The sequence below is a fragment of the Janthinobacterium sp. genome (assembly GCF_009923995.1).
Taxonomy (GTDB): Bacteria; Pseudomonadota; Gammaproteobacteria; order Burkholderiales; family Burkholderiaceae_D; genus Janthinobacterium.
This window is the reverse complement of record NZ_RFSK01000061.1, coordinates 1-12,146: the sequence shown is the minus strand read 5'-3', so window position 1 is coordinate 12,146 and position 12,146 is coordinate 1. Positions and strand designations below refer to the sequence as shown.

Here is a 12,146-nt window from a genome sequence, read left to right as displayed (position 1 = left end):
CTAGTCGTCGATCTCCTCGACGGCGTAGCCTGCGCCCTGCGCCTCGAGGTAGGCGCGCAGGGCGGCCAGGCCGTGCCACGGGTCCGGGCGCAGATGCTGGCACACGTACAGCCCCGTCTCCGTCAGCCTGGCGTCCGTGTCGGGCATGGCGCCGGGCGCGCGCGGCGCCTGCGCGCGCTCTGCCAGCAGCCGCGCGATGTGCTGGCGCTGGCCGGCCGTCAGGCTGGCCGCGATCCTGAATTCAAATCCCATGCTGTCCTCCTGCGTCTGTTATGGATGCGTCTATTTTATATCATCGAAAAAATCGAATATAGCTTGGCATTCTTTCCGTTTTTCTTTTTTAGGGAGCGCGTCCATACTGCATAGCACTGGCCCGGCACACTCGGCACCACGCAGGGACAGGAGCAGGACCCCACATAAAGTATGCTTTTTTTTTGATATTCAATTATTTTCACTAAGGAAAACATCATGCCTATCGCTACCGCCCAAGCCGCCCCAAAACTGCTGACCCCGAACGACCATACCCTGATCATGATCGACCACCAGTCGCAGATGGCGTTCGCCACCCGTTCCATCGACCTGGCCCTGCTGCGCAACAACGCGGCGCTGGTGAGCAAGGCGGCGCTGGAATTCAAGGTGCCGACGATACTGACGACGGTGGCGGCCAAGTCCTTTTCCGGCCCCATCTTCGACGAAATCCAGTCCGTCTTCCCCGGACAGGCGCCCATCGACCGCACGACCATGAATACCTGGGAAGACGCGCGCATCGCCGACAAGGTGAATGGCTACGGCAAGGGCAAGATCGTGCTGGCCGGCCTGTGGACGTCCGTCTGCATCGTGGGACCGGCCCTGTCGGCGCTGGCGCAGGGCTTCGAGGTGTACGTCATCGCCGACGCCAGCGGCGACGTCTCCGACGAAGCCCATGCGATGGCCATGCAGCGCATGATACAGGCGGGCGCGCAGCCGATCACGTCCGTGCAATACTTGTTGGAACTGCAGCGCGACTGGGCCCGCGGCGAGACCTACAACGAGACGGTGGCGACGGCCGTGGCGCACGGCGGCGGCTATGGCCTGGGCTTGATCTACGCCAAATCCATGTTCAACGCCAGCGAAGGCCATTGATCTGTCATTGCGTTCGACGGTTCCGCCGCGCGCCGGCGGGGCCGTGTCTTTCACCTGATACCTGATACGGGAGTTCCCATGCACGCCAACACGATCTTACTCAATGGCCGTTTCCACACGGTCGACAGGACGCAGCCGCTGGCGTCCGCCGTCGCCATCGCCGATGGCAAATTCCTCGCCGTGGGCGACGTCGAAGACGTGATGCGCCACCGCGGTCCCGCCACGCAGGTGATCGACCTGGCTGGCCGCACCGTCATTCCCGGCCTGAACGACTCGCACCTGCATTTGATCCGCGGCGGCTTGAACTACAACCTGGAATTGCGCTGGGAAGGCGTGCCCTCGCTGGCCGACGCCTTGCGCATGCTCAAGGAGCAGGCCTTGCGCACGCCGAACCCGCAGTGGGTGCGCGTGGTGGGCGGCTGGACGGAATTCCAGTTCGCGGAAAAGCGCATGCCGACCCTGGACGAAATCAACGCGGCCGCGCCCGACACGCCCGTCTTCATCCTGCACCTGTACGACCGTGCCCTGCTGAACCGCGCCGCCCTGCGCGCCGTCGGCTACGATAAGAACACGCCGAACCCGCCCGGCGGCGAAATCGTGCGCGACGCTGCCGGCAACCCCACGGGCCTGCTGATCGCCCGGCCGAATGCCATGATCCTGTATGCGACCCTGGCGAAAGGCCCCAAGCTGCCGCTGGAACTGCAGGTGAACTCGACGCGCCAGTTCATGCGCGAACTCAATCGCCTGGGCCTCACCAGCGCCATCGACGCGGGCGGCGGCTTCCAGAATTATCCCGAGGATTACGCCGTCGTCGACGAGCTGGCGCAAAAGGAGCAGCTGACCATCCGCATCGCCTACAACCTGTTCACGCAAAACAAGGGCGCCGAACTGCAGGACTTCCAGAAATGGACGGGCATGGTCAAGCCGGGCGACGGCACGGATTTTTACCGGCATAACGGCGCCGGCGAGATGCTGGTGTTTTCCGCCGCCGACTTCGAGGATTTCCTCGAGCCGCGCCCGGAACTGGCGGCCGGCATGGAAGGCGAGCTGGAAAAGGTCGTGCGCCACCTGGTTGAGCAGCGCTGGCCCTTCCGCCTGCACGCCACCTATGACGAATCGATCAGCCGCATGCTCGACGTGTTCGAAAAGGTCAACCGCGACACGCCGTTCGGCGGCCTGCACTGGCTGTTCGACCATGCGGAAACCATCAGCCCGAGGAATATCGACCGGGTCAAGGCGCTGGGCGGCGGCCTGGCCATCCAGCACCGCATGGCTTTCCAGGGCGAGTATTTCGTCGAGCGCTACGGGGCCGAGGCGGCCAAGGCCACGCCGCCCGTGCAGCGCATGCTGGACGCGGGCGTGCCCGTGGGCGGCGGCACGGACGCCACGCGGGTGGCCAGCTACAACCCGTGGACGGCGCTGTACTGGCTTGTCTCGGGGCGCACCGTGGGCGGCCTGGCCCTGACGGAGGTGGCGGGGCGGCTGTCGCGCGAGACGGCGCTGGAGCTGTGGACGGCGGGCAGCGCCTGGTTCTCCAGCGAGCAGGGCAAGAAGGGGCGCATCCGCGAAGGCATGCTGGCCGACCTGGCCGTGCTGTCGGCCGATTATTTCACGGTGCCGGAAGAGGCGATCAAGTCCATCGAATCCGTGCTGACCATGGTGGGCGGCAAGGTCGTCTACGGCCAGGGCGAATTCACGGCCCTGGCGCCGCCGCCGATTCCCGTGCTGCCCGAGTGGTCGCCCGTGCGCGCCGTGCCGGGGCATTACCGGCCCGTGGCCAGGCCGGCGCAGGCCGCCATGCCGCACCAGTGCGCGGGCGCCTGCGGCGTGCATGCCCATGCCCACGACCGGGCGCGCAAGTCGGCCGTGCCGATCAGCGATTTTTCCGGTTTCTGGGGCACGCTGGGCTGCAGCTGCTTCGCTTTCTAGGGGAGGACAGAGCCATGCGTTACAAGAAAGTCATCCTCGGCCTGCTGCTGGCCTTTGTCGTGGGCTTCGTCTGCCAGCTGGCGCGCATCCCCGTGCCGGCGCCGCCCGTGCTGGGCGCCGCGCTGCTGGTGTTTTTGACCAGCTGCGGTTACTGGCTCACGGGCCTGTACCTGCAGCGGCGTGAAAATCCAGGGGAGGCGCCATGAACGTCATGCTGGCCGGTTCCGTGCTCGGCGTGCTGGTGGGCGTCGTATGCCGCTGGTTCGACCTGCCATCGCCCACGCCGCCCACGCCGACGGGCGCGGCGATGGTGGTGGCCATGACCCTGGGCTTCGTCGTGGCGGGGCAGCTCGGCCCCTGAATGCAAAAAAACCGGCCAGGGCCGGTTTTTTTCAGGCATGCCGCATGCGCGGCAGTCACGCGTCCGCTTAGGCGAATGGCGTCAGCAGGGTGATCATCTGGCCAAAGATCTTCGGGCTGGCGGCGATGACGTCGCCCTTGTACAGGTACTCCGATTCGCCGGAGAATTCACCGACGATGCCGCCCGATTCCGTGATCATCAGGGCGCCTGCGGCGATATCCCAAGGCTTCAAGCCTTTTTCGTAGAAGCCGTCCAGGCGGCCGCAGGCCACGTAGGCCAGGTCCAGCGCGGCCGAACCGGCGCGGCGCACGCCCTGGCTGCGTTCGCCCATGATCGCGTACATCTTCAGGTATTCATCCAGCGCGCGGGCGCTGCCGGCCACGTAGCCGGTGCCCAGCAGGGCGTTCGAGATGCGGTCCAGCTTGGTGACGCGGATGCGTTTTTCGTTCAGGTAGGCGCCGGCGCCCTTGGTGGCCGTGAACAGGTCGTTGCGTACCGGGTCGTAGATGACGGCTTGCGTGATGACGCCGCGGTGCGCGAGCGCGATCGAGACGCAGTATTGGGGGAAGCCGTGGATAAAGTTGGTGGTGCCGTCCAGCGGATCGATGATCCACTGATATTCATTCTCGTCGTGCGTGTTGGCGGAAGCGCCCGATTCCTCGCCCAGGATAGCGTGATCCGGGTAGGCTTTGGACAGCACCTCGATGATGGCTTGTTCGGCCGCCTGGTCGACGTCGGTGACGAAATCGTTATGTTGTTTTTCCGTGACGACGACGCGGTCGAGGTCAAAAGAGGCGCGATTGATGACGGCGGCGCCGCGGCGGGCGGCTTTGATCGCCGTGTTGAGCATTGGGTGCATGTGAGCTTCCGTTAAAAGCACGCGACCGCCCGGCGTCGCCTTTCGGCGCCGGTACGATGGAGTGCAAGAATGAATTAAAGAGCGGAGCGGTGCCGAAGTGGTTAAAATCCCGGCCTGGAGTCAGCGTTGTGTGACTCCGTTTCCCGAAATTTCCTGTATCGATACCGCGCAATAGCGCTATTTTAAATGAATCTGCCCGAAATCAACACGTCTCTTTTCAAACGCCTGCGATTTATTCTTGTCGAAACTAGTCGATCCGGCAACATTGGCGCCGTCGCGCGGGCCATGAAAACGATGGGTTTTTCCGATCTGGTGCTGGTCAACCCCCGCTTTCCCGACGCGCTGACGGATGCGGAAGCGGTGGCTTTTGCCAGCGGCGCGCAGGATATCCTGTCCGGCGCGCGCATCGTCGGCTCCATCGCCGAGGCGCTCGACGGCTGCAACTACGCGGCGGCCGTTTCGGCCCGGCTGCGCGAATTCTCGCCGCCCGTCACCACCCCGCGCGCCATCGCCGCCCAGCTGGCCGCCGGCACGGAGCTGCATGCGGCCGTCATCTTCGGCAACGAGCGCTTCGGCCTGCCCAATGAGATCGTCGAGCAGTGCAATGTGCTGATCAATATCCCCGCCAACCCCGAGTATTCCTCGCTGAACCTGTCGCAGGCGGCGCAGGTCGTCGCCTATGAATGCCGCGTGGCGGCCATCGATGCGGCGGGAGGGGCGCCGGCGGCCAGTCCCGTCGGCTTCCATGGCGACGCGGCCAGCCTGGCGCAGGTCGACGGCATGTATGCGCACCTGGAACAGGCGCTGGTGGCCATCGACTTCCTCGACGCCGACAATCCGAAAAAGCTCATGCCGCGCCTGAAACGCCTGTTTTCGCGCACGGGACTGGAGACGGAAGAAGTCAACATCCTGCGCGGCATCGCGCGCCACATCCTGGCGGCGGCGAAAAGAACGCCATGATCGAGACCCGGCTGCTGCGCCAGTTCATCGCCGTCGCCGAGGAACTGAACTTCCGCCGCGCGGCCGAACGGCTGCACATGGCGCAGCCGCCCCTGTCGCAGGCCATCCTGCGGCTGGAAGACATGCTCGCTTATCCCGTGTTCGAGCGCAGCAACCGCAAGGTCAGCCTGACGCCGGCCGGCACGGCCTTCCTCGCCACGGCGCGCCAGGTGCTGGCCAGCCTGGACGAGGGCGTGGCCGCCGCGCGCCGCGTGGCGCAGGGCATCGAGGGCCACGTGCGCCTCGGTTTCATCCACATCACCCCGTATGCCCACGTGCTTGCTGCCCTGCGCGCCTTCCGCGCCGATTCGCCCGCCGTGCAATTCACCTTGCGCGAAGCATCGACGCAGCAGCAGGTCGAGTGGCTGGAGCGGGGCGAGATCGATATCGCCCTGCTGCGCGCGCCGGGGCGCAGCACGCCGGGCCTGCGCTTCGAGCGCCTGTCGGGCGAAGACATCCTTGTGGCGCTGCCGGCGGGCCACCGCTGCGCGGGGCAGGCGAAGGTGGACCTGGCGCAGCTGGCGCTGGACGATTTCGTCGCCTCGCCGCGCGCGCTGGGGCAGGGCTTCCATGACCAGCTGGCCAGCCTGTGCCTGCATGCGGGCTTCGTGCCGCGCGTGGTGCAGCAGGCGCGCCGCCTGCAGACGGTGCTGGGACTGGTGGCGGCCGGTTTCGGCGTGGCCCTGCTGCCGGCCAGCCTGGCGGCCTCCATGCCGGCCGGCGTCGCCATGCTGCCGCTGCACGGCGACGCTGTGCCGGAGCCGCTGCGCCAGCTCGACCTGTACCTGGCGTGGGACCCGCGGCGCGAGTGTCCCGTGCGCGAACGCCTGCTGGCGCAGCTGCGCCGGTCGGCTGCGGGGCAGTGAGACGTTGAACGTCTCGTTTCAAGATAAATAAGATATTTTACAGATGGTTTGCTGGGGGCCAGCATGGCGTTTTGATTGCCAGAAACTGCCATGTCCTTCGTTTCATCGCGCAGCAATGCGCTGCCGTCCGCCACGCTGCCGTTCTCCATTTATCTGCTGTCCCTGTGCAGTTTTGCCTTCGGCTTGTGCGAATTCATCGCTGCCGGCCTCTTGACTCCCATGGCGCGCGACCTGCATGCCAGCGTGGCGGCGGCCGGCGGCGCCATCGCCGCGTATGCGCTGGGGGCGGCCATCGGCGCGCCCATCCTGACGGCCCTGCTGGCGCGCCACTCCGAACGGCGGCTGCTGGTGGCCGCCATGGCCGTGCTGGCGGCCGGCGGCCTGGCCATGGCGGTCGCGCCGGCGCTGGGCGCGCTGCTGGGCGTGCGCTTCGTCGTGGGTCTGGCGCATGGCGTGTTCATGGCCGTCGCCTCGCATGCGGCCACCAGCCTGGTCGACCCGTCCCGCGCGGGCAGGGCGCTGTCCGTCGTCTGGCTGGGCCTGACCCTGGCGCTGGCCGGCGGCGTGCCGCTGGGGACGTGGCTGGGCGCCGTCGCGTCGTGGCGCTGGGTGTTTGCCGCCATCGGCGTGCTGGCCCTGTGCGGCGGCGCCGGCCTGTTGCGGGCCATGCCGCGCGTACACCGCCGCCGTATCGGCCCTGGCCAGCCTGCGCGCCATCCTGCGGCCGGCGCTGCTGCTGGCGGCCGGCGTGGCGGCGCTGGTCAGCGTGGCCACTTTCAGCTTTTTCACGTATGTCTCGCCCTTCCTGCTGCAGCTGGGCGGACTCGATGGGGGCTGGCTGGGCGCCGCCATGCTGTGCTTTGGCGCGTGCGCCATCGGCGGCAACCTGCTGGGCGGCTGGTGCGCGGATCGTCCTTCCGCGCAGCGTGCCGCCATGCTGGCGCTGGCCGCGCTGGCGCTCAACCTGCTGGCCTTTTATGTGCTGCGCGCCTGGCCCGCCGCCTTGCTGGCCCTGTGCGGCAGCCTGGGCCTGCTGTTCTTTGCCCTCGTCACCCTGTCCACCGTGCGCTTGCTGCGCCTGGCGCGGCAGCATTGCCCGGGCAGCGATGCCGTGGCGGCAGGCTTGAACATCGCCGCCTTCAATGCGGGGACGGCCGCCGGTGGAGTGCTGGGCGCCAGCCTGATCGTCGCCTTTGGCTTGCCCAGCATCGCCATCGGCGGCGCGCTGGCGGCGCTGCTGGCCATGCTGCTGCTGTGGTGCCAGTCGCGCAAACTAGACGCGCCGCTCTAGTTTTTGCGTTCAAGTGCCCGCTGCCTTTGGCGTACACTGGCCTGCAAAAGGCCGTACAAGACAAGGGGGAGACAGGGCAATGCAACGCAGATCGTTTCTGAAGCTGGGCTTCATCGGCGCCTGTGCGCTGGCCGCCGGCGGCGCCGCCTACCGCGCCGTGCGGGGACCGGCGCCCCCCGGCCGCTTCGTCCTCGATGGCGCGGCGCGCGCGGCGCTGGCGGCCATCGTGCCGGCCATGCTGGGCAGCGCGCTGCCGCAGGAAGCCGGCGCGCGGGCCACCGCCCTCGACGGCGCCATCGCCGGCGTGGACACGGCCATCCATGGCCTGCCCCTGTCGGCCCAGCAGGAGGTGCAGGACCTGTTTGGCCTGCTGGCGCTGGCGCCCGCGCGGCGCTTCGTCGCCGGCGTGAAAGATGGCTGGCCCGGGGCCGACCCGGCCCAGGTGGCCGCCTTTTTGCAATCCTGGCGCACGCACCGCCTGGCCACCCTGCAGACGGCCTACCTGGCCCTGCATGACCTGATCCTCGGCGCCTGGTACGCCGATGCCGCCCACTGGGCCGCCATCGGCTACCCGGGGCCGCTGCCCGAACTGAGCTGACAAGGCCGCCATGAGCACATCTCCCATTCCCGACCCCATCGCCATCGGCGTGGCCAGCGGCTGGCACGTCACCGACGCCAGCACCTTGAGCGCCGACCGCACGCTGGAGGCGGACGTCGTCGTCATCGGCAGCGGCGCCGGCGGCGGCGTGACGGCGGAAATCCTCGCGCTGGCGGGCTTGAAGGTCCTGATCGTCGAGGAGGGCGGCTTGAAGTCTTCGCGGGACTTCAAGATGCGCGAGGCGGACGCCTATCCGGCCCTGTACCAGGAATCGGCGGCCCGCAAGACGCGCGACAAGGCCATCAATATCCTGCAGGGGCGCACCGTGGGCGGCTCGACCACCGTCAACTGGACGTCGAGCTTTCGCACGCCTTCCGGCACCCTGGATTACTGGCGCAGGCATTTCGGCCTGTCCGGCTATTCCGTGGACGCTATGGCGCCGTGGTTCGCCATGATGGAGCATCGCCTGCACGTGAGCGACTGGGCCGCGCCGCCCAACGAGAACAACGATCTGCTGCGCCGCGGCGCCACGGCGCTGGGCATCCCCACGGCCGCCATCCGGCGCAACGTGAACGGCTGCTGGAACCTCGGCTACTGCGGCATGGGCTGCCCCACCAACGCCAAGCAGTCGATGCTGGTGACGACGATCCCGTCGGCGCTGGCGCTGGGGGCGGGCCTGCTCGTGCATGCGCGCGCCGAGCGTTTCCTCTTCAAGGGCGAGCGCATCGACAGCCTGCTGGTGACGGCGCTCGATGCGGCCGGCCAGGCGCCCACGGGCGTGCGCATCATGGTGCGCGCCAGGCACTTCGTGCTGGCCGGCGGCGCCATCAATTCCCCCGCGCTGCTGCTGCGCTCGCAGGCGCCCGACCCGCATGGGCTGCTGGGTCGGCGCACCTTCCTGCATCCGACCCTGGTGTCGGCCGGCCTGTTCGCGCAGCGCGTGGACGCCTATGCGGGCGCGCCGCAGACGATCTATTCGGACCATTTCCTGCACGTGGCGCCCATCGACGGTCCCATCGGCTACAAGCTCGAGGCGCCGCCCCTGCACCCGCTGCTGATGGCCACCACCATGGGCGGCTACGGCGACGAGCATGCGCGCACCATGCGCCAGTTCCCCCATGCGCATGCCTTGCTGGCGCTGCTGCGCGACGGCTTTCACCACGATTCGGCGGGCGGCACGGTGTCCATCGACGGTGCCGGCGCGCCCGTGCTCGACTATCCGCTCACGCCGTTCATCTGGGATGGCGCGCGGCGCGCGCTGCTGTCGATGGCGGAGATCCAGTTCGCGGCCGGGGCGACGAGCGTGTATCCCGTGCACGAGCTGGCGCGCCACTACACCAGCTGGGCGCAGGCAAAGCAGGCCATCGCCGACTTGCCGATGCGGGCGCTGCTGGCGCGCGTGGTGTCGGCGCACGTGATGGGCGGCTGCGCCATGTCGGACGATGCGCGCCTGGGCGTGACGGGCGCCGACGGCAGCTACCACGGCGTGCGCAACCTGTCCGTGCATGACGGCTCGCTGTTTCCCACCTCGATAGGCGCCAATCCGCAGCTGACGATCTACGCGCTGGCCGCGCGCCTGGCCAGCGGCCTGGCGCGGCAATTGACGGGAAAAGCGGCGCCTGTGCCCATGGCCGCCCCGGCCGCCGCATGATCGCGCGCATCCTCAAGTGGCTGATGCTGCTGCAGGTGCTGGCCGTGCTGGGCGTGGCCGGCCTGGCCTGGCAGGCCTGGGGCGTCGCTTCGCCCGCCGTGGCCCTGCTGCTGGCGCTGGGCATGCTGCTGGCCGTGCGCGCCCTGGTCGTGGCGCGCAATTTTTGGGAAAGCCGCCGCCTGGGCAGCCCCGTGCCGCCCGAGTACCGGGTCGGCGTCCTGGGCGCGGCGCGCCTCTTCCTGGGCGAGCTGCAGGCCACCCTGTGGACGTCGTCGTGGGGCATGCTGCGCCCGCGCCTGGCGGCGCAGGACGGCGCTGCGCCGTCCCGTGGCCTGCCGGTGCTGCTGATCCACGGCTATGTGTGCAACCGCGGCTACTGGACGCGGCTGAGCGGCATGCTGGCGCGGGCCGGCATCGCGCACGACGCCGTCGACCTGGAGCCCATCGGCGCGTCCATCGACGACTTCGTGCCGCAAGTGGACGCCGCCATCGCCCGGCTGTGCGCCCGCACAGGCAGCGAGCGCGTCATCCTCGTCGCCCACAGCATGGGCGGCCTGGTGGCGCGCGCCTGGCTGCGCCGCCATGGCGCGGCCCGCGTGGCGCGCATCGTCACCCTCGGCACGCCGCACCACGGCACGACGCTGGCCAATCTGGCGGCGGGGACGAATGCGCGCCAGATGAGCCGTATCGGCGGCGCCCCCAGCGCCTGGCTGGCGCAGCTGGCCGCCGGCGAGACGCCGGAAACGCGCGCCCTCATCACGTCCATGTATTCGCACCACGATAATATTGTCGCGCCGCAATCCTCGGCGCAGCTGCCCGGCGCGCGCAATCTTGCCTTCGGCGGCATCGGCCACGTGGCGCTGGCCCGCGATGGGCGCGTGCTGGCCCGGCTGCTGGCGGAAATTACTATCAAAAGCGAAGTCTGCCAACCCCCTTCCTCCCCCCGTTTTGCCTGAGTCCTGTTGTGTTTTATCTGTATGGCAAGACTGTCTCTTTTGACTCTGGTGTTGCTGCCGTTTAACAGGGGCGGGGCGAGAAAATGCTGTTTTCGCCTGGCGTACTGTATTAAGCTAACGACAGGATGGTGCCATGAAGAAATTAACTCCCGAGGCCGCTTGAGCCGTCCCCTTGAAATCCGGATACAAGATTTTTACGGGGATCTATGGCAAGATGTTGTAGGATTGTTATGTTGTTTGCGCAAGTGGAAAGATGGGTCGGTGGCATAAAATGAGTCTGTGCAGTTTTTATTGGGAGTGCTAATTGTCCGCACGTATCCTGATTATTGAAGATAACGCCACCAATATGGAATTGATGGTGTACCTGCTGCGTGCCTTCGGGTACACGCCGCTGGCCGCCTATGACGGCGAGGAGGGCGTGCGCATGGCGCGCAGCGAATTGCCGGACCTGATCATCTGCGACGTGCATCTGCCCAAGCTCGATGGCTACGGCGTGGTGGCGGAACTGAAGAAAGACCCGCGGCTGCGCACGATTCCGGCCCTGGCCGTGACGGCGCTGGCCATGGTGGGCGACCGCGAGCGGCTGCTCGAGGCGGGCTTCAATGGCTATATCGGCAAGCCCATCGAGCCGGACCTGTTCGTCGCGGAGCTCGAATCTTTTTTAGCCGGGGCGCCGTCGACGCCAGTTAAAAACGACATAGCAACCATATTGATCGTCGATGATCATGTGCTGAACCGCGAATTCCTCACCGCCTTGCTGGGCTACGGCGGCCACCGCCTGCTGGAAGCGGCAAATGGCGCCGATGCGCTCGAACTGATGCGCACGGAGCGCCCGGACCTGATCATCTCCGACATCCTCATGCCGAACATGGACGGCTACGAATTCGTCACGCGCGTGCATGAAGATGCGGCGCTGGCCGACGTGCCCATCATTTTTTACACGGCCACCTACCGCGAACAGGAAGCCATCCTGCTGGCGCAAGCCTGCGGTGTGCGCTGGGTGCTGCCCAAGCCGTCCGACCCCGACGTCATCGTGCGCACGGTGAACGAGGCGCTGGGCCTGATGCCGCCGACGGCCCAGCTTCCCGGCCGGCCGGAAGGGACCCAGGGGCCGGCCGGCGGCAAGCTGACGGGCATCGAGCACCAGGTCAGCGGCTATCTCGATGAACTCGAGTCGTCGAGCCAGAAGATTTCGCAGCTGGCCGGGCAGGGCGAAGGCCAGGCGCCCGTGCCGGAAGACCTGGCCATCATGACGGAGCGGCTGTCGCGCTCGCTATCGAGCCTGCAGGCCGTCAGCCTGCGCCTGACGGCCCTGATCGAGCTGGGCATCGAGCTGGGCGCCGAACGCGACCCGCGCGCGCTGATCGAGGCCGGCTGCAAGGTGGCGCAGAATATCTGCGTCTCCAAGTACGCCTGCATCGGCATGCTGGAGCCGGGCGCCGACAAGCTCAGCTATTTTTCCTCGTGCGGCGCCGAGAGCAACCTCGAACGCATCGCCAGCGCGCCGCGCGTGG

General features: G+C 67.5%; 13 protein-coding genes. 11 read left to right on the top strand and 2 right to left on the bottom strand.

What is annotated here, in order from left to right:
• Positions 1-252 (bottom strand): hypothetical protein, encoded by a 252-nt coding sequence (locus EBS11_RS23095; RefSeq protein ID WP_290606833.1) that lies wholly within the window; start codon positions 250-252, stop codon positions 1-3.
• Between the two features lie 216 nt (positions 253-468).
• On the opposite strand from EBS11_RS23095, the gene EBS11_RS23090 reads away from it, so the two are divergent.
• From EBS11_RS23090 to EBS11_RS23075, 4 genes are all read left to right on the top strand, one after another.
• The gene (locus EBS11_RS23090; protein ID WP_290606831.1) at positions 469-1,122 is read left to right on the top strand and encodes a hydrolase; all 654 of its coding nucleotides are present in this window, start codon (positions 469-471) and stop codon (positions 1,120-1,122) included.
• 78 nt (positions 1,123-1,200) lie between these two features.
• Entirely contained in the window at positions 1,201-3,051 is a 1,851-nt protein-coding gene (locus tag EBS11_RS23085) for an amidohydrolase (protein WP_290606829.1), read from the top strand.
• 14 nt (positions 3,052-3,065) lie between these two features.
• A complete protein-coding gene (locus EBS11_RS23080; protein WP_290606827.1) occupies positions 3,066-3,257 on the top strand; it encodes a DUF1427 family protein in 192 nt (63 codons plus the stop codon).
• Complete coding sequence (locus EBS11_RS23075) at positions 3,254-3,412, top strand: XapX domain-containing protein (protein WP_290606825.1); 159 nt, start codon at positions 3,254-3,256, stop codon at positions 3,410-3,412. The genes EBS11_RS23080 and EBS11_RS23075 overlap by 4 nt, the downstream gene beginning before the upstream one ends.
• Before the next feature lie 67 nt (positions 3,413-3,479).
• Here EBS11_RS23075 and EBS11_RS23070 read toward each other — a convergent pair whose 3' ends face one another.
• Positions 3,480-4,262, bottom strand: a complete 783-nt coding sequence (locus EBS11_RS23070) for an inositol monophosphatase family protein (RefSeq protein ID WP_290606884.1) — start codon at positions 4,260-4,262, stop codon at positions 3,480-3,482.
• A gap of 195 nt (positions 4,263-4,457) precedes the next feature.
• Here EBS11_RS23070 and EBS11_RS23065 point away from each other — a divergent pair, with 195 nt between their 5' ends.
• The 7 genes from EBS11_RS23065 to EBS11_RS23035 all read left to right on the top strand — a co-directional run.
• A complete protein-coding gene (locus EBS11_RS23065) occupies positions 4,458-5,231 on the top strand; it encodes an RNA methyltransferase (protein ID WP_290606822.1) in 774 nt (257 codons plus the stop codon).
• A complete protein-coding gene (locus EBS11_RS23060; protein ID WP_290606820.1) occupies positions 5,228-6,136 on the top strand; it encodes a LysR substrate-binding domain-containing protein in 909 nt (302 codons plus the stop codon). Before EBS11_RS23065 ends, EBS11_RS23060 begins: the two co-directional genes overlap by 4 nt.
• A 90-nt stretch (positions 6,137-6,226) precedes the next feature.
• Positions 6,227-7,528: an MFS transporter gene (locus EBS11_RS23055; RefSeq protein ID WP_290606819.1), complete on the top strand. Its 1,302-nt coding sequence runs from the start codon at positions 6,227-6,229 to the stop codon at positions 7,526-7,528.
• On the top strand, positions 7,507-8,025 hold the full coding sequence (locus EBS11_RS23050; RefSeq protein ID WP_290606817.1) for a hypothetical protein: 519 nt from the start codon (positions 7,507-7,509) through the stop codon (positions 8,023-8,025). The genes EBS11_RS23055 and EBS11_RS23050 overlap by 22 nt, the downstream gene beginning before the upstream one ends.
• Before the next feature lie 10 nt (positions 8,026-8,035).
• Positions 8,036-9,676: a GMC family oxidoreductase gene (locus EBS11_RS23045; RefSeq protein ID WP_290606815.1), complete on the top strand. Its 1,641-nt coding sequence runs from the start codon at positions 8,036-8,038 to the stop codon at positions 9,674-9,676.
• Positions 9,673-10,632, top strand: coding sequence for an alpha/beta fold hydrolase (locus tag EBS11_RS23040; protein WP_290606813.1), 960 nt, complete (start codon positions 9,673-9,675; stop codon positions 10,630-10,632). Before EBS11_RS23045 ends, EBS11_RS23040 begins: the two co-directional genes overlap by 4 nt.
• A gap of 304 nt (positions 10,633-10,936) precedes the next feature.
• On the top strand, positions 10,937-12,146 hold a 1,210-nt coding region (locus tag EBS11_RS23035; RefSeq protein WP_290606811.1), incomplete at its 3' end, for a response regulator.